This window comes from Pseudomonas borbori (assembly GCF_900115555.1).
GTDB lineage: Bacteria > Pseudomonadota > Gammaproteobacteria > Pseudomonadales > Pseudomonadaceae > Aquipseudomonas > Aquipseudomonas borbori.
Map to the genome: position 1 here is coordinate 146,123 of NZ_FOWX01000006.1, position 24,765 is coordinate 170,887.

Annotated in this window: 24 protein-coding genes; 8 read left to right on the plus strand and 16 right to left on the minus strand. The window is 65.3% G+C overall.

The annotated features are described in order from the left end of the window. Nucleotides 1–135 precede the first annotated feature (135 nt). The 11 genes from lipB to BM315_RS06525 all read right to left on the minus strand — a co-directional run bounded on the left by lipB (nt 136) and on the right by BM315_RS06525 (nt 10,306). Nucleotides 136–789: a lipoyl(octanoyl) transferase LipB gene (gene lipB / locus BM315_RS06475; RefSeq protein WP_090499013.1), complete on the minus strand. Its 654-nt coding sequence runs from the start codon at nt 787–789 to the stop codon at nt 136–138. Beyond that, on the minus strand, nt 789–1,064 hold the full coding sequence (locus tag BM315_RS06480; protein WP_090499015.1) for a DUF493 domain-containing protein: 276 nt from the start codon (nt 1,062–1,064) through the stop codon (nt 789–791). Before BM315_RS06480 ends, lipB begins: the two co-directional genes overlap by 1 nt. A 73-nt stretch (nt 1,065–1,137) precedes the next feature. Next, complete coding sequence (locus BM315_RS06485) at nt 1,138–2,313, minus strand: D-alanyl-D-alanine carboxypeptidase family protein (protein WP_090499017.1); 1,176 nt, start codon at nt 2,311–2,313, stop codon at nt 1,138–1,140. A gap of 119 nt (nt 2,314–2,432) precedes the next feature. Next, complete coding sequence (locus BM315_RS06490; protein ID WP_090499020.1) at nt 2,433–3,431, minus strand: septal ring lytic transglycosylase RlpA family protein; 999 nt, start codon at nt 3,429–3,431, stop codon at nt 2,433–2,435. After that, on the minus strand, nt 3,431–4,441 hold the full coding sequence (gene mltB / locus BM315_RS06495) for a lytic murein transglycosylase B (protein WP_090499021.1): 1,011 nt from the start codon (nt 4,439–4,441) through the stop codon (nt 3,431–3,433). Before mltB ends, BM315_RS06490 begins: the two co-directional genes overlap by 1 nt. 18 nt (nt 4,442–4,459) lie before the next feature. After that, nucleotides 4,460–5,563: a rod shape-determining protein RodA gene (rodA, locus tag BM315_RS06500; protein WP_170862169.1), complete on the minus strand. Its 1,104-nt coding sequence runs from the start codon at nt 5,561–5,563 to the stop codon at nt 4,460–4,462. A 38-nt stretch (nt 5,564–5,601) separates the two neighbouring features. Next, nucleotides 5,602–7,491 carry a penicillin-binding protein 2 gene (gene mrdA / locus BM315_RS06505; RefSeq protein WP_090499025.1) on the minus strand — a complete coding sequence of 630 codons (1,890 nt, stop codon included), beginning with the start codon at nt 7,489–7,491 and terminating at the stop codon, nt 5,602–5,604. 26 nt (nt 7,492–7,517) lie between these two features. Then, nucleotides 7,518–7,985, minus strand: coding sequence for a 23S rRNA (pseudouridine(1915)-N(3))-methyltransferase RlmH (gene rlmH / locus BM315_RS06510; RefSeq protein ID WP_090499028.1), 468 nt, complete (start codon nt 7,983–7,985; stop codon nt 7,518–7,520). Between the two features lie 12 nt (nt 7,986–7,997). Beyond that, entirely contained in the window at nt 7,998–8,363 is a 366-nt protein-coding gene (rsfS, locus tag BM315_RS06515) for a ribosome silencing factor (RefSeq protein WP_090499101.1), read from the minus strand. 37 nt (nt 8,364–8,400) lie between these two features. Then, a complete protein-coding gene (gene nadD, locus BM315_RS06520) occupies nt 8,401–9,045 on the minus strand; it encodes a nicotinate-nucleotide adenylyltransferase (RefSeq protein ID WP_090499030.1) in 645 nt (214 codons plus the stop codon). Further along, a complete protein-coding gene (locus BM315_RS06525; protein WP_090499032.1) occupies nt 9,038–10,306 on the minus strand; it encodes a glutamate-5-semialdehyde dehydrogenase in 1,269 nt (422 codons plus the stop codon). Before BM315_RS06525 ends, nadD begins: the two co-directional genes overlap by 8 nt. Before the next feature lie 192 nt (nt 10,307–10,498). On the opposite strand from BM315_RS06525, the gene BM315_RS06530 reads away from it, so the two are divergent. After that, the gene (locus BM315_RS06530; RefSeq protein ID WP_090499034.1) at nt 10,499–11,215 is read left to right on the plus strand and encodes a DNA-3-methyladenine glycosylase; all 717 of its coding nucleotides are present in this window, start codon (nt 10,499–10,501) and stop codon (nt 11,213–11,215) included. Further along, entirely contained in the window at nt 11,212–12,528 is a 1,317-nt protein-coding gene (locus BM315_RS06535) for a bifunctional DedA family/phosphatase PAP2 family protein (RefSeq protein ID WP_090499036.1), read from the plus strand. Before BM315_RS06530 ends, BM315_RS06535 begins: the two co-directional genes overlap by 4 nt. On the opposite strand, the gene BM315_RS06540 is transcribed toward BM315_RS06535, so the two are convergent. From BM315_RS06540 to BM315_RS06550, 3 genes are read right to left on the minus strand one after another with little or no spacing between them, the layout of a single operon-like run. Then, nucleotides 12,522–13,118, minus strand: a complete 597-nt coding sequence (locus tag BM315_RS06540; protein WP_090499038.1) for an LON peptidase substrate-binding domain-containing protein — start codon at nt 13,116–13,118, stop codon at nt 12,522–12,524. The genes BM315_RS06535 and BM315_RS06540 overlap by 7 nt on opposite strands. A gap of 10 nt (nt 13,119–13,128) precedes the next feature. Further along, nucleotides 13,129–13,845: an LrgB family protein gene (locus tag BM315_RS06545; RefSeq protein ID WP_090499040.1), complete on the minus strand. Its 717-nt coding sequence runs from the start codon at nt 13,843–13,845 to the stop codon at nt 13,129–13,131. Then, the gene (locus BM315_RS06550; RefSeq protein ID WP_090499042.1) at nt 13,842–14,204 is read right to left on the minus strand and encodes a CidA/LrgA family protein; all 363 of its coding nucleotides are present in this window, start codon (nt 14,202–14,204) and stop codon (nt 13,842–13,844) included. The genes BM315_RS06545 and BM315_RS06550 overlap by 4 nt, the downstream gene beginning before the upstream one ends. Before the next feature lie 214 nt (nt 14,205–14,418). Here BM315_RS06550 and BM315_RS06555 point away from each other — a divergent pair, with 214 nt between their 5' ends. The 6 genes from BM315_RS06555 to BM315_RS06580 all read left to right on the plus strand — a co-directional run bounded on the left by BM315_RS06555 (nt 14,419) and on the right by BM315_RS06580 (nt 21,145). Beyond that, nucleotides 14,419–14,874 carry a MaoC family dehydratase gene (locus BM315_RS06555; protein WP_090499044.1) on the plus strand — a complete coding sequence of 152 codons (456 nt, stop codon included), beginning with the start codon at nt 14,419–14,421 and terminating at the stop codon, nt 14,872–14,874. 131 nt (nt 14,875–15,005) lie between these two features. Beyond that, entirely contained in the window at nt 15,006–16,760 is a 1,755-nt protein-coding gene (locus BM315_RS06560; RefSeq protein ID WP_090499046.1) for a C13 family peptidase, read from the plus strand. Between the two features lie 50 nt (nt 16,761–16,810). After that, nucleotides 16,811–17,452 carry an oxidoreductase gene (locus BM315_RS06565; RefSeq protein WP_090499048.1) on the plus strand — a complete coding sequence of 214 codons (642 nt, stop codon included), beginning with the start codon at nt 16,811–16,813 and terminating at the stop codon, nt 17,450–17,452. 27 nt (nt 17,453–17,479) lie between these two features. Next, nucleotides 17,480–17,827, plus strand: a complete 348-nt coding sequence (locus tag BM315_RS06570) for a DUF5629 family protein (protein ID WP_090499050.1) — start codon at nt 17,480–17,482, stop codon at nt 17,825–17,827. A 17-nt stretch (nt 17,828–17,844) separates the two neighbouring features. Beyond that, nucleotides 17,845–18,462, plus strand: a complete 618-nt coding sequence (locus BM315_RS06575) for a class I SAM-dependent methyltransferase (RefSeq protein WP_090499052.1) — start codon at nt 17,845–17,847, stop codon at nt 18,460–18,462. 91 nt (nt 18,463–18,553) lie between these two features. Next, a complete protein-coding gene (locus BM315_RS06580; protein ID WP_212632937.1) occupies nt 18,554–21,145 on the plus strand; it encodes an EAL domain-containing protein in 2,592 nt (863 codons plus the stop codon). A 175-nt stretch (nt 21,146–21,320) separates the two neighbouring features. Here the strand turns inward: BM315_RS06580 and BM315_RS06585 are convergent, their stop codons facing one another. Both BM315_RS06585 and BM315_RS06590 read right to left on the minus strand, forming a co-directional pair. Continuing rightward, entirely contained in the window at nt 21,321–23,963 is a 2,643-nt protein-coding gene (locus BM315_RS06585) for an EAL domain-containing protein (protein ID WP_090499056.1), read from the minus strand. 104 nt (nt 23,964–24,067) lie between these two features. Further along, entirely contained in the window at nt 24,068–24,736 is a 669-nt protein-coding gene (locus BM315_RS06590) for a response regulator transcription factor (RefSeq protein WP_090499058.1), read from the minus strand. Nucleotides 24,737–24,765: the final 29 nt, after the last annotated feature.

Consider the following 24,765-nt stretch of genomic DNA (forward strand, 5'->3'; position numbering starts at 1 on the left):
CACCAATGCCAATACCAACATCGGTGCCGCCCCAAACGCCTGCTGCGCACGCCGCACCCTGCCGATTGCGGCCGCAGCAAGCAGTGTCATGCCTCCCCAGCCACCATCCCCTGAGTACGCTGGATAAGCCAAGGCTTAGCCGTCTATTGCGCCCGCCAGGGTCTGCTGCTGCGCGTAATCGAGGTGCTTGACCAGCTGTTCTCGCAGTCGAGCACTGACCTCGGCGAATTCTATCGGCCCAGCGACCAGATCGGCCAACTGGGTCATGGCCATGCCGGCGTAGCCACAGGGATTGATCCGCCGGAACGGCGCCAGATCCATGTCCACATTCAGCGCCAGGCCATGGAAGGATCGGCCATTGCGGATGCGCAGCCCCAGAGAGGCGATCTTCGCCCCATCCACATAAACGCCTGGCGCGTCCGGTTTGGCTGTGGCACTGACGCCGTAACTGGCCAGCAGATCAATCAGGCTGCGCTCGATGCGGCTGACCAGCTCACGCACACCGATGCCGCTCCGGCGCACATCCAGAAGCAGATAAGCCACCAGCTGGCCGGGGCCGTGATAGGTCACCTGGCCGCCGCGGTCGACCTGCACCACCGGAATATCGCCCGGAAACAGCACATGCTCGGCCTTGCCGGCCTGGCCTTGGGTAAATACGGGAGCGTGTTCGAGCAGCCAGATCTCGTCAGGCGTATCCGCGCCACGCGTGTCGGTAAAGCGCTGCATCGCGTGCCAGGTAGGCTGGTAGTCGACCTGGCCCAGCTCGCGAAAGCCGAGCGGCAGACTCATCAGAGCACCATGTGCACGATGCCGGTCGCGCGCAGGGCGCTATTGATATTGCGCAGCTGATCTTCATCGGTTGCCACGATATGCAGCTGCACAGTGGTGTACTTGCCATTACTGCTCTGGCGCTCGGCCAGGGTATTGAGATCGACCTTGGCATATTTGCTGAGGATTTCGATCACCATGTCCCTGTAATTGGCACCGCTGTCGCCAACCACCTTGATCGGGTAATCGGCGCAGGGGAATTCGATTTTGTACGATTTCACATCAGGTTGATTCATGGCAGTAACGGCCTCGTAAGCCGTGGCAGCAACAGCGCCCCTGCGGGTCGGCAGGGGCGTGCAGGTCACGATATCAGTTGAACAATCCGAAGAAGAACAGATGAATGCTATCCCACAGGCGGCGGAACAGCCCACCTTCCTCGACGCTTTCCAGGGCCACCAGATCGGCACTGTGCACGACCTCATCACCCAATTTGACCTCGACCTTGCCAATCACCTCGCCCTGGGCGATAGGCGCAATCAGCTGCGGATTCAGGGTCATACCGGCTTGCAGCTTGTCCAGCTGGCCCTTCGGCAGGGTCAGACTGAGGTCTGCCGCCAGACCGGCCTTGAGCTGACGAACGGCACCTTTCCAGACCTGGGCCTGGGCCAGTTCCTGGCCTTGCTTGTAGAAGGTGCGGCTCTCGAAGAAACGGAAACCATAGGTCAGCAGCTTCTGGGTTTCGGCAGCGCGGGCCGACTCGCTGACAGTACCGAACACCGAGGTGATCATCCGCGCGTTGTCACGCACGGCGGAGGCCACCAGGCAATAACCGGCCTCTTCGGTGTGACCGGTTTTCAGGCCGTCGACGGTCTTGTCACGCCACAGCAGCAGGTTGCGGTTGCCCTGCTTGATGTTGTTCCAGAGGAACTCCTTCTGCGCGTAGATGGCGTAGTGTTCCTGGTCTTCGTTGATGATGGCGCGGGCCAGGATGGCCATGTCGTGGGCACTGGAATAGTGCTCCGGATGCGGCAGTCCGGTGGCGTTCATAAAGTGGCTGTTGCTCATGCCCAGACGCGCAGCGGTTTCGTTCATCATGTCGGCGAAGGCGTCTTCGCTGCCGGCAATGTACTCGGCCAGGGCAATACTGGCGTCGTTGCCCGACTGGATGATGACGCCGTGCAGCAGGTCGTCGACGCTGGCCTGGCTGTTCAGCGGCAGGAACATGGTGGAGCCGCCGGAGGCTGCGCCGCCGGTACGCCAGGCGTGCTCGCTGATGGGCACCAGATCCTGCTCGCCGATCTTGCCTTTGCGGATCTCCAGCGTGGCGATGTAGGCGGTCATCAGCTTGGTCAGGCTGGCCGGCGGCAGGCGCTGGTCGCCATTGTTCTCCACCAGCACCTGACCGGTGGCGGCGTCGAGCAGCACATAGGACTTGGCGGCCAGTTGCGGCGGTGCCGGGATCGCTTGCTGGCTGGCCCAGGCCGCCGGTGCGCCGAGCAGGAGCAGTGACAAGAAAACGCGTTGCGCAAAGCAGGTGATATTCATCCGTCTCTCTAGGTTGCTAATGGTCGAACAGGCCCGCGAGGGCAGATTGGGTGAAGCCGACAGCCGAACCCTGCCGGCGGCTGCGTACTTAGTCCAGGAGCGGGCCGATAAGTGCGGCCTCAATCGGCCCTGACCAGCCTCGGCTGACCGAGGTTGGCCTGGCGCACGCTCAGTTGCAGTTGCTCAGCCTCGCCCTGGCTGCTCACCGGGCCCAGACGCACGCGATGGAGGATCTGCTGGTTGCGCACCACTGAGCTGATGAACACCGGGGCAGCCACCGTATCGCTCAACTTGGCCTTGAGCAACTCCGCAGCGTCCGGATTGGCGAAGGCGCCCACCTGGAGATACAGGCCAGAGGCTGCGGGTGAAGCGTTTTTTTTTGCGTCTATCTGCACCGGCAGCACGGCTGCGGCATGCTGCTGGACGGGTGGCGAGTACTGTTCCAGCGGCTGTGCAAGCGGCTGGGCGACAGTCTTGACCTGAGCCGGCTGCGCGGCCAGCACCAGCGGCACCGGTCGGCCCTGCTGGGCCCACCACTCATGGGGATCGATGCCCTCGACCTTGACCCGCGCCGTACCGCTCTCGGCATAACCGAGCTTCTTCGCCGCGGCGAAGGACAGGTCGATGATCCGGTCCGAATAGAACGGCCCGCGGTCGTTGACCCGCAGAATCGCACTCTTGCCGTTTTCCAGGTTGGTCACCCGCACGTAGCTGGGCAGCGGCAAGGTCTTGTGCGCGGCGGTCATGCCGTACAGGTCGTAGGTTTCGCCGTTGGCGGTGGCCTGACCGTGGAACTTGGTGCCATACCAGGACGCCGGACCTACCGCTTGGTAGCGGCGCGCGTCGGGAATCGGGTAGTACTGCTTGCCGAACACCACATAGGGGCTGGCCTTGACCGCGCCATAATGCGGCATGGGTACGGCATCCGGGATCAGCGAGACGTCGACATCCCACCAGGGCGCGCCATCCTTGTGCGGGCGACTGAAATCGCCGGGGCCGGAAATGCTCACGCCCGGCTTGACCGGTGCCACCGGCTGCGGTGCGCGGGTCGACGCGCAACTCGCCAGCAACAGCGCGAGAGCCGAGTAGGCAGCAAATCTGAACGGCAATCCCGACATCAGTTGGCCCCTCGTGCGGCTACCAGCGATTCGGCCAGCTGATTGACCGCCATGGCGTACATCACACTGCGGTTATAGCGGGTAATCACGAAGAAGTTCGGCAGCCCCAACCAGTATTCGTCGCCCTGCGCGCCTTCGAGACGGAAGGCGGTGACCGGCATTTCGCCGTCCAGCGCATCGCTGCTGGTCCAGCCCAGGCGGCGTAACTGGTCGACGTTCAGCTGCGGATCGAGGCCGGCGCTCAGACCCTGCTCGATCTGCTCGCCCTCGACCGTGGCGACACTGACCACCGGCTCGCCGGGCAGCCAGCCGTGGCGCTTGAAGTAGCTGGCCACACTGCCGATGGCATCCACCGGGTTGGTCCAGATATTGATATGGCCATCGCCGTCGAAGTCCACCGCATAGGCGCGGAAACTGCTCGGCATGAATTGCGGCAAGCCCATGGCGCCGGCGTAGGAGCCTTTGAGGGTCAGCGGATCGACCTGTTCCTCACGCGAGAGCATGAGGAATTCGCGCAATTCCTTGCGGAAGAAGGGCGCGCGCGGCGGGTAATCGAAGGCCAGGGTCGAGAGCGCATCCATCACCCTGAAGCTGCCGGTGTTGCCGCCGTAGAAGGTTTCCACGCCGATGATCGCCACTATCACCTGTGGCGGCACGCCGTATTCGGCCTCGGCACGCGCCAGGGTCGCGGCATGCTCACGCCAGAAATCCACGCCACGGGCGATGCGCGAGTCGGTGATGAAGATCGGCCGGTAGTCCTTCCAGGGTTTGACCTTCTCCGCCGGGCGCGAGATGGCGTCGATAATCGACTGTTTGCGCTCCACGGCGGCGAACAGGCGCCCCAGTTGTTCCGCGGCAAAACCATAATCGCGGTTCATCTCGACGATGAACTCGCTGACCTGCGGCGAATCCGTGTAATCGGCGGCGAGCGCCGGCTGGACCACAGCGAAGGCGGCGGCCAGACCGAGCCAAGGTGTTTGCCGTGCAGCCCAGCCACGCAATATGTGCATTGAATTCATAACCCCAATCTAAGCCTGTGCGATCCACTTACGGTGCGTGTGGACCGACATCAAAATGCCAAACCCTGCCAGCAGGGTAATCAGCGAAGTACCGCCATAGCTGATGAACGGCAACGGCACCCCCACCACCGGCAGCAAACCGCTGACCATGCCGATATTGACGAACACATAGACGAAGAACGTCATGGTCAGCGCACCGGCCAGAAGCTTACCGAACAGCGTCTGCGCTTGCACGGTAATCACCAAACCCCGCGCGATCAACAACAGGTAAATCAGCAGTAACAAACAAACCCCGACCAGGCCGAATTCCTCGGCAAGCACGGCGATGATGAAGTCGGTATGGCTTTCCGGCAAGAAGTCCAAATGCGACTGGGTGCCGAGCAGCCAGCCCTTGCCGAAGACGCCACCGGAGCCGATCGCCGCCTTCGACTGAATGATGTTCCAGCCACTGCCCAGCGGGTCGCTCTCCGGGTTGAGGAAGGTCAGCACGCGCTGCTTCTGGTACTCGCGCAGGACGAAGAACCACATGGCCACGGCGATCGGCACCAGCGCCGCCAGCGCGCCGAGAATCCAGCGCCACTGCAACCCGGCGATGAACAACACGAAGGCGCCCGAGGTGATCACCAACAATGAAGTGCCCAGATCCGGCTGCACCAGAATCAAGCCGAAGGGCACGACAATCAACGCCAGACTGATGCCAATGTGCTTCAAACTCGGCGGCAGGCTGCGCTTGGCCAGGTACCAGGCGATGGTCGCCGGCATGATGATCTTCATGAACTCCGAGGGCTGGAAGCGGATCACCCCGGGAATATTGATCCAGCGGGTGGCGCCCATGGCGTTGTGCCCCATGACGTCCACCACCACCAGCAGGCCGACGCCCGCCACATAAGCCAAAGGCACCCAGCGCGCCATGAAGCGCGGATCGAACTGGGCGATGATGAACATGCCCACCAGACCGATGCCGAAGGAGCTGGCCTGCTTGAGCAACAGGTCGATATTCTTGCCGCTGGCCGAATACAGGATGAACAGGCTGCCGACCGCCAGGATCAGCAGCAGCAGCAGCAGAATGCCGTCGATATGCAGGCGCTGCAGCAGACTGGCGCGGCGGCGCAACACGTCCTCGCTGGACAGCACGCGGTCGAAGTTACTGTTCATCGCTGGCTGACCTCTGCACTCACGGGCATGGCGTACTCGGCCTTGAGCTGGCCACTGTCGTCGAGCAGCCAGGCATCCATCACCTGTTTGACCACCGGGGCGGCCACACCCGAGCCGGACTCACCATTTTCGACCATCACCGCCACGGCGATCTGCGGATTGTCCGCCGGGGCGAAAGCGACGAACAGGGCATGGTCACGGTGGCGCTCCTGGACCTTGTTGCGGTCGTATTTTTCGCCCTGCCTGATCGCCACCACCTGCGCCGTGCCGCTCTTGCCGGCAATTCGATAGACCGAACTGTCGCCGACCTTGCGCGCCGTACCACGCGGACCGTGCATCACCTGCTCCATGCCGAAGCGCGCCGAATCCCAGCTTTGCGGGTCACGCAACTGGATATCCGGCAGCGGCTCGCTGTCGACCGGAGGCAAGCCCTCGATGGTCTTGGCCAGGTGCGGACGAATCCACTTGCCGCGGGTGGCCATCAGCGCGGTGGCCTGGGCCAACTGCAGCGGCGTGGTCTGCATATAACCCTGACCGATACCGAGAATCAGGGTTTCCCCCGGGTACCAGGGCTGCCGGTAGCGCGCCCGCTTCCAGTCCCGCGACGGCATCAGCCCGGCCGTTTCCTCGAACATGTCCAGCGACACCCGCTGGCCCAGGCCGAAGCGGGTCATGTAATCGTGCATGCGGTCGATGCCCATCTTGTGCGCCAAATCGTAAAAATAGGTGTCGTTGGAGCGCATGATCGCCATGTCCAGGCTCACCCAGCCGTCGCCGCTGCGATTCCAGTTACGATACTTGTGACTGTGATTGGGCAGCTGATAGAACCCCGGATCGAACACCCGCGACGTGGGGGTGATCACCCCGGCATCCAGGGCGGCTACGGCCATCATCGGCTTGATGGTCGAACCCGGCGGATAGAGGCCGCGCAGGACCCGGTTGAACAGCGGCTGATCGATCGAGTCGCGCAGTTCGGCATAGGCCTTGAAGCTGATGCCGGTGACGAAGGGGTTGGGGTCGAAGCTCGGTTGACTGACCATCGCCAGCACCTCGCCGGTGCTTGGCTGGATCGCCACTATGGCGCCGCGGCGCCCACCCAGCGCGGCCTCGGCGGCTTCCTGCAGGCGCACATCGATGGTCAGCATGACATCCTTGCCCGGCAGCGGATCGATCCGTTTGAGCACCCGCAGCACCCGGCCGCGGGCGTTGGTCTCGACCTCTTCGTAGCCGACCTCGCCGTGCAACTGCTCTTCGTAGAAGCGCTCGACACCGGTCTTGCCGATATGGTGGGTGCCGCTGTACGCCACCGGGTCGAGGTCCTTGAGTTCTTTCTCGTTGATCCGCCCGACGTAGCCCACCGAATGGGCGAAGTGTTCGCGCTGGGGATAATGGCGCACCAGTTGCGCCACCACCTCGACCCCGGGCAGACGGAACTGATTGACCGCGATGGTGGCGATCTGTTCCTCGCTCAACTCGAACAACACCGGCACCGGCTCGAACGGCCGCCGCCCCTGGCGCACGCGCTTCTCGAACAGTGCGCGCTCGTCCTCGCTCAGCCCCAGCACCTCGACTATCACATCCAGCACCTGCACCCAGTCGCCCGCCCGCTCGCGGGTCAGGGTCAGGCTGAAACTGGGCCGATTGTCGGCGACTATCACCCCATTGCGGTCGAAGATCAGCCCACGGGTCGGTGGCAGCGGCTGCACGTGCACCCGGTTATTTTCCGAGAGAGTCGAGTGATATTCGTACTGCACCACCTGCAGGTAATACATGCGGGCAATCAGGGCCGCGGTCAGCAGCAAAAACACCAGGGCACCGACCAGCGCACGCCGGCGAATCAGGCGCGCGTCTTTTTCGTGGTCCTTGAGGCGAATCGGCTGCGGCATCTATGACTGCTGATCAGGGGTGGAAATCATTTGTGGTACGGGTGGCCGGACAACAGCGTCCAGGCCCGGTACATCTGTTCGCCGATCAGAATACGCACCAACGGGTGCGGCAGGGTCAGCGGCGACAACGACCAGCGCTGTTCGCTGCGCGCCTGCACTGCCGGCGCCAGGCCTTCGGGACCGCCGACCATGAGGTTGACGGTGCGCGCATCCAGGCGCCACTTGTCCAGTTCAACCGCCAGCTGCTCGGTGCTCCACGGCCGCCCTTCGACTTCCAGGGTGACGATGCGTTCCCCGGGCGCGACCTTGGCCAGCATGGCTTCGCCTTCCTGGCGGATCATCCGCGTCACGTCGGCATTCTTGCCGCGGGTGGTCAAGGGAATCTCGACCAGCTCCAGGGCCAGCTCCGCCGGCATGCGCTTGGCGTATTCCTGCCAACCTTCTTCCACCCAGCGCGGCATGCGCGAGCCGACGGCAATCAGTTTGATCCGCACGGCGCTGCGTCCTTACTCTTGGTCCGGCTCGGAGCTGAACTGCGCACGGCTCTGTTCGGCGCCGCGCCACAGGCGTTCAAGGTCGTAGAACTGACGGGCGGTGGGCAGCATCACGTGGACGACGATATCGCCCAGGTCGAGCAACGCCCACTCGCCAGAGTCCAGGCCTTCGCTGCCGAGCGGCCGCACGCCCTTCTCCTTGACCTTCTCCAGCACGTTGTCGACCAGCGACTTGACGTGACGGCTCGAGGTGCCGCTGGCGATCACCATGTAGTCGGTGATGCTGGTCTTGTCGCGCACATCGATGCTGGTGATGTCTTGCGCCTTGATGTCTTCCAGGGCAGCGATGGCCAGTTTGACCAGGTCTTCGCTGAGCATTTTTTGCTTCTTCATAAGTAACTCGTTTGCCTTGTGTTCAGTTCGACGCACGGTAGAGCCCGTGCGCATGGATATAGCTGAGTACCGCATCGGGCAGCAGAAAACGCACCGATTTGCCGCTCGCCAATAGCGTGCGGATCTGCGTAGCGGACACCGCCAGGGGCGTCTGCCAGATAAAGGAAATCTGCCCGCCGGGCCCTTCCAGGCTCAGCGGGTCGCTGATGCTGCGGGCCGCCAGCAGGTTGCGCAAGGTTTCCGGCGCTTCGCTGTCGGCATCCGGGCGCTGCAGCACCAGGATATGGCAGTGCTCCAGCAACTCGTTCCAGCGATGCCAGCTGGGTAGCCCGCAGAAGGCATCCCAGCCGATGATCAGAAACAACTGGTCGGCGGCCGCCAGTTCGCTGCGCAACGATTCCAGGGTGTCGATGCTGTAGGACGGCTTGTCGCGCTTGAGCTCGCGGTCGTCGACCCGTAGCGGCGGCAGGCCGGCCACTGCCAGTTCGACCATGGCCAGGCGATCGCGCGCCGATACCTGCGGCGCCTCGCGGTGCGGCGGCCGCGCACTGGGGATCAGGCGCAGCTCGTCGAGGGCCATGAACTCCGCCACTTCCAGGGCACTGCGCAGGTGGCCGATGTGCACCGGATCGAAGGTGCCGCCGAAAATCCCGATCTTCTTAGGCATTCTGCCCGCGCAGTTGACCGTCGCCGATCACCACATACTTCTCGCAGGTCAGGCCTTCCAGGCCCACCGGGCCGCGGGCGTGCAGCTTGTCGGTGGAAATGCCGATCTCCGCGCCCAGGCCGTACTCGAAGCCGTCGGCGAAGCAGGTCGGGGCATTGAGCATCACCGAACTGGAGTCGACCTCGGCGAGGAAACGCCGGGCGCGGCCCTGGTGTTCGGTGACGATGGCGTCGGTGTGGTGCGAGCCGTAGCGGTTGATGTGCTCGATGGCCTGCTCCAGGCCGTCGACCACGCGGATCGACAGGATCGGCGCCAGGTACTCGGTGCTCCAGTCCTCTTCGGTCGCAGGCGTCGCCTGGATCAGCGCGCAGGTGCGTGCGCAACCACGCAGCTCGACGCCCTTCTCGGTGAACATCTGCTCCATGGCCGGCAGGAATGCCGCCGCCACGGCCTGATCGACCAACAGGGTTTCCATCGCCCCGCAGATGCCGTAGCGGTAGGTCTTGGCGTTGAAGGCGACGGCCTGGGCCTTGGGCAGCTCGGCCAGGGCGTCGACATACACATGGCAGATGCCGTCCAGGTGCTTGATCACCGGCACCCGCGCATCACGGCTGATGCGTTCGATCAGACCCTTGCCGCCGCGCGGCACTATCACATCGACGAACTCGGGCATGCTGATCAGCGCACCGACGGCGGCGCGATCGGTGGTTTCCACCACCTGCACGGCGGCGGCCGGCAGCTCGGCGGCGGCCAGACCGCGCTGGATGCAGGCGGCGATGGCACGGTTGGAGTGAATGGCCTCCGAACCGCCACGCAGGATGGTGGCGTTGCCGGACTTCAGGCACAGGCTGGCGGCGTCGATGGTCACGTTGGGCCGCGACTCGTAGATGATGCCGATCACCCCGAGCGGCACACGCATCTTGCCGACCTGAATACCCGACGGCCGGTAGCTCATGTCGCGGATCGCGCCGACCGGGTCGGCCAGCGCCGCGACCTGGCGCAGGCCTTCGATCATGCCGTCGATGCGCGCCGGGGTCAGCGCCAGACGGTCGAGCAACGCCGGCTCCAGGCCATTGGCCCGACCGGCGGCCAGGTCCAGTTCGTTGGCGGCGGTCAGCTCGGCGCGTGCGGCATCCAGGGCCTCGGCGGCGGCGTGCAGGGCACGATTCTTCTGCGCGGTGCTGGCGCTGGCGACCACGCGCGAGGCGGCGCGGGCGGCACGGCCCAGGCGGGTCATATAGTCGAGCACGGACTCTGTCATGGTCTCTGGGGCCTGGCAGTAAGGAAAGCGGCTGATTATAGCGGTGCCACCGCCCCACGCACAGCGGCGCCGGGCGGATAGTCGACAAGCCGCGACAATCGCCCGCCTGCCAGGGCTGGCCAGGACATCGGCAAGACGCTTGTTGCTATCATCGCAGCCAACCCGAGACCTGCCTTCTACCAGTGAACTCACATGCCTGACGAACCCGTCCGCAGCCTGCCCTGGGCCCATGCCCGCCCCCTGGCCGACAGCTTCTTCGACCGCGACGCGCGCCAGCTCGCCCGCGAGCTGCTCGGCAAGGTGATTCGCCACCGCTGCGGCGAACTCTGGCTGAGCGCACGGATCATCGAGACCGAGGCCTACTACCTGGCGGAAAAAGGCAGCCACGCCTCGCTCGGCTACACGGAGAAGCGCAAGGCCCTGTTCCAGGGCGGCGGACACATCTACATGTATTACGCCCGTGGCGGCGATTCGCTGAACTTCAGCGCCCAGGGCCCGGGTAACGCGGTACTGATCAAATCGGCCTACCCCTGGCTCGACCGCTACTCGCCCGATGCCAGCCTGACGCGCATGCAAGCCAACAACCCGGATGCCCAGGGCCGGCCACGCCCGCTGGAAAAACTCTGCGCCGGGCAGACCCTGCTGTGCCGCGCGCTCGGCCTGAAAGTGCCGGACTGGGATGCGCGGCGTTTCGATTCGCAGCGGTTGTTCGTCGAGGATGTTGGCGAACGCCCGGCGCAGATCGTGCAGACGGTGCGCCTGGGCATTCCCAGCGGGCGCGACGAACATCTGCCTTATCGCTTCGTCGACGCCAGCTTTGCCCGGCATTGCACGCGCAACCCGCTGCGCCGCGGCCAGGTCGAGGGCCAGGACTTTTATCTACTTGGCCCCAAGGATGAACATCGATGAGCCAATGGCTCGACAGCTTGACCCTCTGGCTCACGGCCAACCCCGAGTGGCTGGGCCTGGCGATCTTGCTGATCGCCTGCGCCGAGTGCCTGGCCATTGTCGGCATCCTGGTGCCCGGCACCCTCTTGCTGTTCGCCGTCGCCGTACTCGCCGGCAGCGGTGCCCTGAGCCTCGGCCAGACCCTGGCGCTGGCCTACGCCGGCGGAGTGCTCGGCGACCTGCTGTCCTACGCCACGGGGCGCTACTTCCACCAGGACATCCGCCGCCTGCCGGGGCTGCGCCACCACCCCGAATGGATGCTGGGGGCGGAGTTCTACTTCCAGCGCTACGGCATCGCCAGCCTGCTGGTCGGCCGCTTTATCGGCCCGCTACGGCCGATGCTGCCAATGATCGCCGGCATGCTCAACATGCCCTTCGGGCGTTTCGTGCTGGTCAGTCTGCTCGCCTCGGCCGGTTGGGCGGTCGCCTACCTGCTGCCGGGCTGGGCCACCGGCGCCGCGCTGCGCCTGCCCCTGCCTGAAAATTTCTGGCCGCAAGCCGCAGTACTGGCCGCCGGCCTGGCCGCCCTGCTGCTGCTCAGCGTGCATGACAGCCTGGGCGAACGCCGCCGCGCCAGCTGGATCGCCGCCGGCTTGAGTTTGTTGCTGTTGCTCGGTCTGTTGCTCGGTTGGCCGCGCCTCGACCAGCTCGACCGCGGCCTGCTCGCCCTGATCCAGGAACAGCGCAGCGCCAGCCTCGACAGCCTGATGGTGCTGATCACCCGCCTCGGCGACTTCCACAGCCAGCTGGCCGTTGCCGCATTGCTCTGCCTGTTGCTGCTGCTGGCTCGGCAGTGGCGGGCGCTGTGCTTCAGCGGCGGCGCCCTGCTCGCGACCGCCCTGGCCAACGGCGCGCTGAAAGCCCTGCTGGCCCGCCAGCGCCCGGAGGTACTGCTCGAACCCTTGAACAGCTTCAGCCTGCCCAGCGGCCACAGCTCGGCGGCCTTCGCCTTTTTTCTGGCCCTCGGTGTATTGGCCGGCCGCGGCGCGCCTGCGCGGCTGCGCCTGGCCTGGCTGCTGCTGGCCAGCCTGCCGGCCATGGCCATTGCCCTGTCGCGGGTGTATCTGGGCGTGCATTGGCCGAGCGATATCATCGCCGGGGCCCTGCTGGCGGGCGGCCTGTGTGCGCTCAGCCTGAGCCTGTGCCAATGGCGAACGCCACTGCCGGCGCTACCCGCCAAGGTGTGGTGGTTGATCCTGCCGGCGTGCCTGGGGCTGCTCGGCGCCATTGCCACCTGGCGGCTGTCGGAGGCGCTGCTGCTCTATCGCTATTGAGCAGCACCACTCTCGCCCTGCAACTGCTCGAGCCAGACCTGCAACTGGCTCAGGCGCGCCTGCGGCGTGTCGAGGTCGAGCAGCTGGAGTTTCTGCTCGGGCGCCAATGGCAGCAGGTAGGCCAGTCGATTGGCCAGAGCCGCTTGATCGCTGACCGCGCCGGACATGCCCAGGGCGGCAATCAGCGGGTGCTCGGCCAGGGCCTCGAGCAACGCGAGCAGATCCGCATGTTCGAGCCCCAGGGATTGCTCTGCCGCCTCCTCCAGCCAATCGACCTCGGCGACGGTCAGTTGATCCGGCAACACCTGGGCGTGGTGCACCCTGAAGCGCCGGCCACCTTCGACACGAACCCCCAGCAAGCCGTTGGGCCGCTGCTGGAAGTCGCAGATCCGCGCCTCGCAGCCAATCGCCGAGAAGCGCCCGGCGGCCTCGCCGACCTCGCCCCCTTCGAGGATGCACACCACACCGAAGCCTTCGCCCTGCTTCATGCAGCGGCTGATCATGTCCAGGTAGCGCGCCTCGAATATCTGCAAATCGAGCGGACACTGCGGAAACAGCACGGTGTTGAGCGGGAACAGGGGGAGTTTCATGGGGTTGCCCTCAGATCAGGAAGAGGATCGCCAGCGGTAGCAATACTGCGGTGAGCATGCCCATCAGGCTCATCGCCAGCGCGGCGAACGCGCCGCACTCTTCGCTTTCCTGCATGGCCCGCGCGGTACCCACCGCATGCGCGGTCATGCCCAGAGCCATGCCGATTGCCGCGTGGTGACGCACGCCACACAGGCGCAACAACGACGGGCCGAGCATGGCCCCGACCACGCCGGTGATCATCACGAATACCGCGGCCAATGCGGCAATACCACCGATCTGGCTGGCCACCAGCATGGCGATCGGCGAGGTCACCGACTTCGGTGCCACGCTCATCAACATGATCGAGTCGGCGCCGAACCACCAGGCCAGCGCCACGCCCAGCACCGTCGCCACCACCCCGGCGATCAGCAGGGTCAGCACGGTCGGCCAGAACAACTGGCGAATCCGCCGCAGATTGAGGAACAAGGGCACCGCCAGGGCCACGGTGGCCGGCCCCAGGAACAAGGTCAGGGCTTCGGCGCTGACCCGGTACTCGGCGAAATCCAGGCCACACAGCAACAGCACGCCGATAACGATCGCCGTCGACACCAGTACCGGCTGCAGGAACATCCAGCGGGTTTTATCGTAAGCCGCAATCGCCACCTGATAAGCGCCCAGGGTGATCCCGGCGCCAAACAGGGGGTGATGGGTGACTGCCTGCCAGGCTCCGAACCAGTCGAGACTCATACGTCCTCCCGGCGACGCTGCTGGCGCTCGATCAGCTTCTGCATCATCCAGCCGGCGAACACCACCGACAGCACCAGCGACAGCACCAGTGCCCCGATCACCGCCCAGAAGTCCGTGGCAATCGCATCGGCATAGGCCATCACCCCGACCGCAGGCGGCACCAGCAACAGCGGCAGGTACTTGAGCAGGTTGCTGGCGGCCAGGTGCAAGGGCTCGTTGACCTCGCCATGCACCAGCAGAAACAGCAACAGTAACAGCATGCCGATAATCGGCCCCGGCAACATCGGCAGCAACAGGACGTTGAGTCCGGTACCTAGCAGTTGGCATAGCACCAGCCAGAACAAGCCGCGTAACAGCATGAGTGAATCTCCGAATCGATGGCGAACAGCGGCGAGCGCATAGCCCAGGGCCTTGGCGAACCGCGGCCATTATAGGCAGGCAAAGCGCCTGTCTATAACCTGCCATTCAGCAAGACAGCGCACACTTGACCCGGCACCGGCCCGCGTGATGATCTAGGAGCCGAGAGATGCAACCCGAAAAAAAATAAATCATCCGTCTCCTCAAGGAGGAACTATGCCGTCAGTACCCGTAGCAGAGCTCAATAATTTTGTAGGCAAGGAACTGGGACGCTCCGACTGGTTGACCATCGATCAGCAACGCATCAATCAATTCGCCGAGTGCACCGGCGACCATCAATTCATTCACGTCGACCCGGAAAAAGCCAAGCGGACCCCCTTCGGCAGCACCATCGCCCACGGTTTCCTGTCGTTGTCGCTGATCCCCATGCTCATGGAAGACATCATGATCATGCCCGAGGGCCTGAAAATGGCCATCAACTATGGCCTGGACAGCGTGCGCTTCATCCAGCCGGTCAAGGTCGACTCCAGGGTACGCCTGGTGGTGACCCTGACCGACGCCAGCGAGAAAAATCCCGGCCAGTGGCTGCTCAAGGCCCGCGCGGTACTGGAAATCGAAGGCCAGGAAAAACCGGCCTATGTAGCCGAACCCCTGACCCTCTGCTTCGTCTGATCTACGCTGGCATAACCGGCGCTCGCTCGGCCGAGCGAACGCCGGTTATGCAGCGGCTCTGTGCGGCGCGGCAGCGCAGGATCGATGGTTTACGGCATACTTGCGGCAACGCCCGGATCTGGATGCTCGCCATGCGCCGCCTCGCCCACCTGGCTTCCCTGAGCCTCGCCCTGCTGCTTGCCGCCTGCGGCGACGGCGAACCCCTGCTGCCCGCGGATGCGATCCTGCCCGACGGCGCGCGCTATCGCGGCGAGGTGGTCGACGGTTTGTTGCAGGGCCCCGGCCGCCTGGATTACCGCGACGGCAGTTGGTTCGTCGGCACCTTCAAGGATGGCCAGCGGCATGGCCCCGGCGAATGGCGCGGCGCGAATGGCGAGCGCTACGTCGGCGAGTTCGCGCACGGCGCCTTTCATGGCCAGGGCACACTCCACTACCCTGACGGCGGCAGCTACCAGGGCGGTTTCGCCGCGGGTCGGTTTGCCGGCGAAGGCACGCTCAAACAGGACGGCCTGGTCTATCGCGGCACATTCAGAGACGATCTGTTCCACGGCCTGGGCAGCCTCGAGCGCGCCGATGGCAGCAGCTTCCACGGCCAGTTCCGCAAAGGCCTGCCGCATGGCCAGGGCGTACACAGCGACGAGTACGGCAACCAGTTCAGCGGCGAGTTCGCCAAGGGCCTGCTGCAAGGCCCCGGCAGTTTCAAGAGCGCCGACGGCGATCTCTACAGCGGGGCCTTCCGCGACAACCGGTTCCACGGCAAAGGCCGCTACCAGAGTGCCGCTGGCGACGTCTGGAGCGGACAGTTCGCCGAGGGCGCACTCAACGGCGCGGGCGAGTTCCAGAGCGCCGAGGGCGAGCGCTACCGCGGCGAATTCCGCGACTGGAGCTATCACGGTCAAGGTCACCTGCAGCTGGCCGATGGCAGCCTGTACCAGGGGCGCTTCGAGCAGGGCGAATACGCGGGTAACGGCACCCTGACCCTCGCCGCGGGCGACCAGCAGAGCGGCACCTGGCTGCGCGGCCAACGCCTGCGCGACGAACAGGACCGCTTGCTACCCGACCCGCTAGAACTCGGCCTGCTGGCGCAGGGCCGCCTGCTCGACCAGGCCATCGCCGGCCTGCCCGCCTCCACCCCCGCCATCGAACTGTACGCCCTGACCCTGGCCGGCGACGGCCAGCAGAGCGTGTTCATGCGCGAAGCCGATTACGTCGCCAACCTGCTCGGCGAACGCTTCGCCGCCCACGGCCGCATCAGCCTGACCAATCACCGCGACCACATCGCCGAACGCCCACTGGCTACCCGCGAAAACCTGCGCCGCGCGCTGCAGGCGCTGGCCGAACGCAGCGGGCCGGAGGACCTGGTCTTCATCTACCTGACCAGCCACGGTTCGCGCCGGCATGAACTGAACCTCGAGCAACCGCGCCTGCAACTGAGCGACCTGCCGGCAAGCGAGCTGGCCGTGCTGCTGCAGCCGCTGCGCGAGCGGCACAAGGTGGTGGTGATCTCGGCCTGCTACTCCGGCGGTTTCATTCCCCTACTGCAAGACGACAAGACCCTGGTGATGACCGCCGCCCGGGACGACCGGGTATCCTTCGGCTGCTCGGAGGAAAACGACTTCACCTACTTCGGCCGCGCGCTGTTCGCCGAAGCGCTCAACCAGACCGATGACCTGCAGCGCGCCTTCGAGCTGGCCAGGGCGACAATCGCCGAGCGCGAACAGGCCGATGGCTTCGAGGCCTCCGAACCGCAAATCTGGCCAGCCAAGGCAGTACTGCAGCACTGGCGTGCCCTGCGCGAGCAGCAGGCCAGCCGAGCGTTGAACAGCGCTACCGCCACCCGCCCCGCCCCGGCTATCGAGCAAAGTATCGAGCGCAACGCGCAGTAGTTTTCCAACGGCCTGTTAAGCTGATGGATATCAGCGGAGACCTCACGACCATGTATTTGACGCCCCAGCACATCCTCCTCGCAGGTGCCACCGGCCTGACCGGTGAACACCTGCTGGATCGCCTGCTCAACGAGCCCACGGTCGCGCGCGTGCTGGCGCCGAGCCGCCGGCCACTGGCCGAGCACCCGCACCTGGAAAACCCGGTGGGTGAACTGCAGGAGCTGTTGCCACAGCTCAACGGCCCCATCGACACCGCCTTCTGCTGCCTGGGCACCACGCTCAGGCAAGCCGGCTCGCAGGAGGCCTTTCGCGCCGTCGACCATGACCTGGTCGTCGCCTTCGCCCAGCGTGCCCGCGAACTCGGGGCCCGTCATCTGCTGGTGGTCAGCGCCCTCGGCGCCGACGCCAAGTCCGCGGTGTTCTATAACCGGGTCAAGGGCGAGATGGAGCAAACGCTGCAAGCCCAGGACTGGCCGCAGCTGACCCTGGTACGGCCCTCCCTGCTGCTCGGCCCGCGCAACGAGTTCCGCCTCGGCGAGCGCCTGGCCGCGCCGCTGGCGCGCTGGTTGCCGGGCAAATACCACGGCATCGAAGCCACAGTGCTGGCCCGTGCCCTCTGGCGCCTGGCCCTGGAAGAGGACGACGGCGTGCGCGTCATCGAATCCGACTGCTTGCGCCGCCTCGGCCGTTGACCCCCATCCCCCCTATCGAGTCAAGTCATGAGCACAACCCACAGCAGCCTGATCGAAGCCCTCGAAGCCGCCGACATGCTGGAAATCGACGACCTCTACGCCTGGCAATTCAACCTGGACAAGGAGCTGCTGGCCCGGGTCAGCGCCGGCTCGGCCAGTGCCGACAGCCAGGATCAGCCGCTGCTGAGCATCGACTGCGTCGACGGCAGCGCTCGTCGCCACTGGCAGTTCTCCCTGGCTGCGGTGAGTGCTGCGCGCTTCGATGCCGAGACGGACAGCTGGCTGCTGAGCGATGGCAGCGCCGAGCATCGGATCAAATGCTTCGCCGCGATCAGCGGCGACAATCTCGACAGCGACGACGACAGCGACGACTGATACCTGCGGAGCGTGCCATGCACTTGTATGACCGCTACATCCTGCCGCACCTGATCGACTTCGCCTGCGGTATGGGCGAGGTGATGCAGGTCCGCGCGCAGATCGTCCCGCTGGCCCGGGGCCGAGTGCTGGAGATCGGCATCGGCAGCGGTCTCAATCTGCCGTTCTACGACGCCGCCAACGTCAGTGCGATCGTCGGCGTCGATCCCTCGGCCGAGATGCAACGCCTGGCCCGCACCCGCGCCGCGCAGAGCCCCATACCGGTGCAGATGATCGCCTTGGAGCTGGGCCAGATCCAGGCCGCCGACGCCAGCTTCGACAGCATCGTCTGCACCTTCACCCTGTGCACCATCCCGGACGCCGTGGCCGCACTGAAGGAAATGCGCCGGGTATTGAAACCCGGCGGCCACCTGCTGTTCTGCGAGCACGGTTTGGCCCCGGATGCCCCCGTGGTGCGCTGGCAGCAGCGCCTGACGCCCTACTGGAAGCCTTTGGCGGGCGGCTGCCACCTCGATCGCGACATCCCGGCGCTGATCCGGGCCGGCGGCTTCAGCATCGGCCAGCTGCACAGCGGCTATCTGAAAGGCCCCCGCCCCATGACCTTCGTCTATCGTGGCTGGGCTCAGCAGGGCTGACGCAGCCATGCCGGCCTTCTGCCGCAAGCAATAGAGCCGTATGCTGTCTATGGTTGCTGGATAAGTTCATGGGATTGAAACCGGTTAGCGCATGAAGCCACCCCCGATACACCCTCTCGACAGCCGCCACATCTGCCTGAGTGGCTTACTCGCACTGTGCATGCTCTGCGCCGCGCCGAGCTGGGCGCAAGCGCGCGAGGTGCGGGTGGGCGTCTACGCCAACGAGCCGAAAATCCTCCTGGGCCAGGACGGACAGCTCTCCGGCATCCTCGGCGAAGTGCTGGGGGAAATCGCCCGCCAGGAAAACTGGCGCCTGATCCCGGTGCCCTGCGATTGGCAGGCCTGCCTGGAGCTGACGCAAAACGGTAGCATCGACCTGCTGCCGGATGTGGCCTTCAGCGCAGAACGCGCCCTGCACCTGGACTTTCACCGGCAGCCCTCGCTGTATAGCTGGTCGCAGCTGTATAGCCGCGAGGGCGCCAAGCTCAAATCGATCCTCGACCTCGAGGATCGACGCATCGCCGTGCTGGCCGGCTCCATCCAGCAAGACTACCTGCAAACGCTACTCGACAGCTTTGGCCTGCACGCGCAGTTGATTCCCGTGCACAGCCTGGCCGAGGGCTTCGAACTGGTGGCCAACCAGCAGGCCGATACGGCGGTGGCCAACCAGCGCTTCGGCGACTACCAGGCGCCAGGCTACCAGCTACGCGGCACGCCGATCATGTTCCAGCCCGCGCAGCTGTTCTATGCCACCCGCAAGGGCGCCAACGCCGACCTGCTGGCCGGCATCGACCGCCACTTGCGCGAATGGCAAGACTCGCCCTCATCCTATTACTATCAGACCCTGCAACGCTGGGGCGGCGAACGACCCCGGCTGCTGGTGCCAAGCGAAGCCTGGTGGGGCCTGGCCGTTCTTGCCGGCCTGCTCCTGACGGCACTCGCCGGCGCCGTCGTGCTACGCCGCCAGGTCGACGAGAAGACCCGTCACCTGAAAGCCAGCGAGCAGCACCTGAACACCATCCTCGACAGCGTCGAAGCCTATATCTACATCAAGGATCCCGAACTGCGTTACCAGTACGCCAACCGCAAGGTCTGCGAGCTGTTCGGCTTGCCGCTGGCGCAGGTGGTGGGGCAGACCGACGAACGCTTCTTCGACGCCGCCACCGCGGCCAACCTGCATGACAACGACCGCCGCGTGCTGTTGCTCGGCGAACGGGTGGAGACCGAGGAAGTCAACCGCAGCCCGGACGGCAGCCTCGAGCAGACCTACCTCTCGGTGAAGTTGCCGCTGCGCCACCCTGACGGCCGCATCTACGCCCTGTGCGGCATCTCCACCGACATCAGCGAGCACAAGAAGAACCTCGAGCAGATCCACCGCCTGGCCTTCTACGACCTGCTCACCGGCCTGCCCAACCGCCGCCTGCTGCTCGACCGCCTGCAGCATGCCCTGGCGCAACACGGGCGCAACCAGCTGGACGGCGCCCTGCTGTTCATCGACCTGGACAACTTCAAGGATCTCAACGACACCCTCGGCCACGATATGGGTGACCGGCTGCTGCAACAGGTGGCCCAACGCCTGGGCAGCCACGTGCGCGAGGAAGACACCCTGGCCCGCCTCGGCGGCGACGAGTTCGTGCTCATGCTCGAAGGGCTGCACCCGCAGCACCCCGAGGCCATCGCCCAGATCGAAACGGTGGCGAGCAAGCTGATCCAGGTCCTGGCCGAACCCTATGCGCTGCAGGGGCGCAACCATACCAGCACCGCCAGCATCGGCATCGCCCTGTTTTCCGAGGCCCGGGGCACGGTGGATGAACTGCTCAAGCGTGCCGACCTGGCCATGTACGAAGCCAAAGCCGCCGGCCGCAACACCCTGAGGTTCTTCAATCCGCAGATGCAGGCCGAAGTCAGCGCCCGCGCCAACCTGGAAAACGACCTGCGCCAGAGCCTGGCCGAACGCCAGTTCGTTCTGCACTACCAACCGCAGGTCGACGCGCAGGGCCAACTGCTCGGCGCCGAAGCCCTGGTGCGCTGGCAGCACCCCAGCCGCGGCCTGGTGGCCCCGGGGGAATTCATCCCGCTGGCGGAGAGCACCGGCCTGATCCTGCCGCTGGGCCGCTGGATCCTGCACAGCGCCTGCCAGCAACTGGTGGCCTGGGCTGCAGATGCCGAGCGTGAGCAACTGACCCTGGCGGTCAACGTCAGCGCGCGGCAGTTCCACCACCGTGATTTCGTCGACGACGTGTTCGCCGTGCTGGATGAGACCGGAGCCAATCCGCAGCGCCTGGAGCTGGAACTGACCGAGAGCCATCTGGTGCAGGACGTCGAAACCATGATCGTCAAGATGGGCCTGCTCAAGGCCCGCGGCGTGCGCTTCGCGCTGGACGACTTCGGCACCGGCTACTCGTCGCTCAGCTACCTCAAGCGCCTGCCGCTGAACCAGCTGAAGATCGACCGCTCCTTCGTCCGCGACCTGCTCAGCGACCCCAACGATGCGGCCATCGTGCGCACCATAGTCGCCCTGGGCGGCAGCCTGGACCTGCAGGTGATTGCCGAAGGCGTGGAAACCCGGGCGCAGCGCGACAGCCTGCTGCGCCTGGGCTGCCAGCGTTTCCAGGGCTATCTGTTCGGCAAACCGGAAGCGGCGCAGCGGCTCGAGCAGTGGTCCCTGCCGGCTGGCGCTTAGGGCGGCTCGGGCGGCATTCCGTTCGGCGCGCAGCGGCAACCCGCCAGCTTGGTGCCGCGCCGATCGACCCTGGTGCACTGCCTGCGGCGAGTGATGTCTATGGCTCGCCGATTGCTCGAGACATTTGCTCGGAGCAGCGGCCGCCTGGGGGCGCTCGCAGCAGGCGGGAGTTTTTTCACAAGCTCTCAGCGAGTCTGGGCCGAAACAGATCGGCCGCGGCAAAATCCGCCACGGCCATGGGCCGGGCAAAAAGGTAGCCCTGGTAATGCAGGCAGCCATTGCTTAGCAGGCTGTCGCGCTGCGCCCGGGTTTCCACGCCTTCGGCGATCACCTCCAACTTGAGGCTTTGCGCCAGGGCGATGATCGCCCGCACGATGGCCAGGCTGCTGGGATTGCCCGGCAGCTCACGCGTGAACGACTGATCGATCTTCAACTGATCCAGGGGCAACTGCTGCAGGTAGGCCATGGACGAATAGCCCGTACCGAAGTCGTCGATGGAGAAACGGATGCCCATGCCTCTCAGCGCCTGCATGCGCACGATGGCTTCGTCCATGTCCGCCAACAGCAATGTCTCGGTCAGCTCCAGTTTGAGGCGCTGGGGGTTGGCTCCACTATGCTGCAGGGTCTGTTGCAGCGCCTCGACAAAGCCGGCCTGATAGAGCAGGCGCGCGCTGAGATTCACCGACAGGCTCAAGCCGGCGCTATGCGGCTGCTGCGCCCACTGCGCGAGCAACTCGCAGGCGGCGCCGAGCACCTGCATATCCAGGCTTTCGATCAGCCCGCAGCGCTCGGCGATGCCGATAAACGCGCCAGGCGCCAACAAGCCGCGCTGCGGATGCTGCCAGCGCACCAGCGCCTCGGCACCGGTCAGCCCCCCCTGCTGATCCAGCTGCGGTTGCAGATACAGGAGGAACTCGCCGCTCTGCAGCCCCCGGCGCATATCCGCTTCCAGCTGCAGGCGGGTGCTGACCGCCTCCTGCATCTGCGGGTCGTAAAAACTCAGGGCGTTCTTGCCCGCGGCCTTGGCCGTGTACATCGACAGGTCGGCGCGCTGCATCAGCTCATCCACCGAATGCTGATCGTCGTTGAACAGCACCACGCCCAGGCTGGCGCTGCTGAACAGGCTGTGGCCGCCGGCCAGATAGGGCTGGCGCAGGGCCTCGAGCACCTTGGCACCCAACTGTTCGACCTGGGAGGCGGCTTCCTCGGCCCGGATCTCCAGCCCTTCGAGCATGACGACGAACTCGTCGCCACCCAGGCGGGCCACGGTATCGCGCTCACGCAGGCTATGGCGCAAGCGCTCGGCAACCTGGCACAGCAGCTCGTCACCGACCTGATGGCCATACAGATCGTTAACATTCTTGAAGTTGTCGAGGTCGAGAAACACCAGCGCGGCATGCTGGCCGCTGCGTCGGCTCAGCGCCCGTGCCTGCTGCAGGCGGTCGCGCAGCAGGCGCCGATTGGGCAGACCGGTGAGGGCATCGTAGAACGCCAGGTGCTTGATCTTCTCCTCGGCGGACTTGCGCTCGCTGATATCGGTCAACGACGCCACGTAGTTGCTGACCCGCCCGCGTTCATCGCACACCGCACTGATGGCCAGCCACTCGGGAAAGACTTCGCCATTCTTGCGCCGGTTCCAGACCTCCCCCTCCCAGATGCCCGTCTCGCTCAGGGTCTGCCACATGGCCTGATAGAACTCCGGCCCCTGGCGCCCGGAATTGAGCATCCGGGTGGTCTGGCCGATGGCTTCGGCGGCGCTGTAGCCGCTGATCTGGCAGAAGGCGCGATTGACCTTGAGGATCCGCGTACTGGCATCGGTGATCAGCATGCCCTGCTGGGATTCGAAGGCAATCGCGGCAATCCGCCGATCCAGCTCGAAATTGACCCGGTCGGTAATATCGCGGGCGATGACCACCACGGCCCGCTTGCCCTGCAGCGGGGTATCCAGGCGCCTGGCGCGCCCCTCGAAGACCCGCTGGCCGGCAGGCGTGCGCAGGCCGTACTCCAGGGTTTGCGGGCTGTCGCTGGCCAGGGTGCGGGCAATCAAGGCCATAAACTTCTCCGCCTGGCCTACCGCCAGCACATCGGCCAGGCGCTTGCCGACCAGGCCCTCAGCGCCGCCATGGAGCAGTTGCGGGTCGGGGGCCATCACCTCCAGATAGCGCCCCTCCTCGTCCAGCACCAGGGTCAGATCCGGGCTGGCCTCACTGATCGCCCGCAGGCGGGCCTCGCTCTCGCGCAGGGCCTGGCGATCGCTGGCCTGCCGGTAGATATCCTGCAACAGCAGCCCCAGCAGCAGGGTGGCCGGCGTCAGTACCAGCAAAATCGGTACGGCCACCTGCTGCAACGCCTGGCCGAAATCCTGGGCGGGCAACAGACTCAGGCTCAGCACCAGCAACAGATGCACCAGCGCCCCGAACAGCAGCAGCTGCCAGACGCCGATGCGCAGCCAGTTGTGCAGGCAGGCCGTCCGATAGGCCAGGCCCAGCAGCACCGGCATGAGGATATTGAACAGGCCCGGAATGACCCCCACGCCACCCAGCCAGAGCCGATAGGCACCGGCCATCAGCCCGGCGATGGCCGCCACCAGCGGGCCGCCGAACAGCCCGGCCATGCTCAGCACCACCGTACGCGCATCGAAGATCAGCCCCTCCTGGAGGGTCAGCGGAGCCAGCATGCCGACCACGCAGATCGCCCCGAACAGGCCACCGGCAAGCAACTTGCGCAGCAGTTGCCGCTGGACATGGCGCATATTCAGGGCGTGCAGCCAGCACAGCGCGATCAGCAGAGCAGCGCTCTCGATAAGTTTCAGGGTCATGGTACGACTCGACGGGTTTGCCAACACTGGCCGACGGCGAGGCATGGGCCAGCAAAAAACGCATGATAGCAATTTACCAGCAGCCAGCTCAGGCCGCAGAGAGGTCAGAGCGACATCCGGGGCGGCTGGCTCGCTGGCTCGCGCAGCTGCAGGGCGTCCACCAGCCCCGCGGCTATGGCCATGCCGACCAGGTCGGCGAGGGTCTCGGCCTGCATGCGTTTCATCACCCGCGAGCGGTACAAGTCGACGGTCTTGACGCTGACCTCCAACTGCTCGGCCACTTGCCGATTGGTGTAACCGCACACCAGCGGCAGCAGCACATCGCGCTCGCGCGGGGTGAGGCTGTCGAGGCGCGCCTGCACCCCCTGCAAACGCTGATCCGCCGCCGGGGTCGCCGGCACCCGACTCAGGGCCTGCTGCACACTGTCGAGCAGCAACTGCTCGTTGTAGGGCTTCTCGATAAAGTCCACCGCGCCGGCGCGAAAGGCGCGCACCACGATGGGCACATCGGCATGGCCACTGACGAAGATGATCGGCATGTCGATACCGCGCTCGCGCAGGACTTCCTGCACGTTCAAGCCGCCCATGCCGGGCATGCGTACATCCAGCAGCAGGCAACCGCGGGTCTCGGTCGTGCAGGCCTCGAGAAACGCCCGGCCGCTGGTAAAGGGCAAGGCCTTGAGCCCCACCGATTCCAGCAGCCAGACGGTGGAATCGAGCATGCCCTGGTCGTCATCGACCACATACACCCGTTGCTGCGCTTGCCCGCTCATGCCCCACTCCTGTTGTTATGTGTTGTCAT

Coding starts and splice junctions, on each gene's coding strand:
- BM315_RS06480 (WP_090499015.1), bottom strand. CDS start 1,064: ATGAATCAACCTGATGTGAAATCGTACAAAATCGAATTCCCCTGCGCC.
- BM315_RS06560 (WP_090499046.1), top strand. CDS start 15,006: ATGCGCCGCCTCGCCCACCTGGCTTCCCTGAGCCTCGCCCTGCTGCTT.
- BM315_RS06545 (WP_090499040.1), bottom strand. CDS start 13,845: ATGAGTCTCGACTGGTTCGGAGCCTGGCAGGCAGTCACCCATCACCCC.
- mltB (WP_090499021.1), bottom strand. CDS start 4,441: ATGCACATATTGCGTGGCTGGGCTGCACGGCAAACACCTTGGCTCGGT.
- BM315_RS06590 (WP_090499058.1), bottom strand. CDS start 24,736: ATGAGCGGGCAAGCGCAGCAACGGGTGTATGTGGTCGATGACGACCAG.
- BM315_RS06570 (WP_090499050.1), top strand. CDS start 17,480: ATGAGCACAACCCACAGCAGCCTGATCGAAGCCCTCGAAGCCGCCGAC.
- BM315_RS06485 (WP_090499017.1), bottom strand. CDS start 2,313: ATGAATATCACCTGCTTTGCGCAACGCGTTTTCTTGTCACTGCTCCTG.
- BM315_RS06585 (WP_090499056.1), bottom strand. CDS start 23,963: ATGACCCTGAAACTTATCGAGAGCGCTGCTCTGCTGATCGCGCTGTGC.
- lipB (WP_090499013.1), bottom strand. CDS start 789: ATGAGTCTGCCGCTCGGCTTTCGCGAGCTGGGCCAGGTCGACTACCAG.
- BM315_RS06565 (WP_090499048.1), top strand. CDS start 16,811: ATGTATTTGACGCCCCAGCACATCCTCCTCGCAGGTGCCACCGGCCTG.
- BM315_RS06580 (WP_212632937.1), top strand. CDS start 18,554: ATGAAGCCACCCCCGATACACCCTCTCGACAGCCGCCACATCTGCCTG.
- mrdA (WP_090499025.1), bottom strand. CDS start 7,491: ATGCCGCAGCCGATTCGCCTCAAGGACCACGAAAAAGACGCGCGCCTG.
- BM315_RS06535 (WP_090499036.1), top strand. CDS start 11,212: ATGAGCCAATGGCTCGACAGCTTGACCCTCTGGCTCACGGCCAACCCC.
- BM315_RS06540 (WP_090499038.1), bottom strand. CDS start 13,118: ATGAAACTCCCCCTGTTCCCGCTCAACACCGTGCTGTTTCCGCAGTGT.
- BM315_RS06530 (WP_090499034.1), top strand. CDS start 10,499: ATGCCTGACGAACCCGTCCGCAGCCTGCCCTGGGCCCATGCCCGCCCC.
- nadD (WP_090499030.1), bottom strand. CDS start 9,045: ATGCCTAAGAAGATCGGGATTTTCGGCGGCACCTTCGATCCGGTGCAC.
- rsfS (WP_090499101.1), bottom strand. CDS start 8,363: ATGCTCAGCGAAGACCTGGTCAAACTGGCCATCGCTGCCCTGGAAGAC.
- BM315_RS06575 (WP_090499052.1), top strand. CDS start 17,845: ATGCACTTGTATGACCGCTACATCCTGCCGCACCTGATCGACTTCGCC.
- BM315_RS06490 (WP_090499020.1), bottom strand. CDS start 3,431: ATGTCGGGATTGCCGTTCAGATTTGCTGCCTACTCGGCTCTCGCGCTG.
- BM315_RS06555 (WP_090499044.1), top strand. CDS start 14,419: ATGCCGTCAGTACCCGTAGCAGAGCTCAATAATTTTGTAGGCAAGGAA.
- BM315_RS06525 (WP_090499032.1), bottom strand. CDS start 10,306: ATGACAGAGTCCGTGCTCGACTATATGACCCGCCTGGGCCGTGCCGCC.
- BM315_RS06550 (WP_090499042.1), bottom strand. CDS start 14,204: ATGCTGTTACGCGGCTTGTTCTGGCTGGTGCTATGCCAACTGCTAGGT.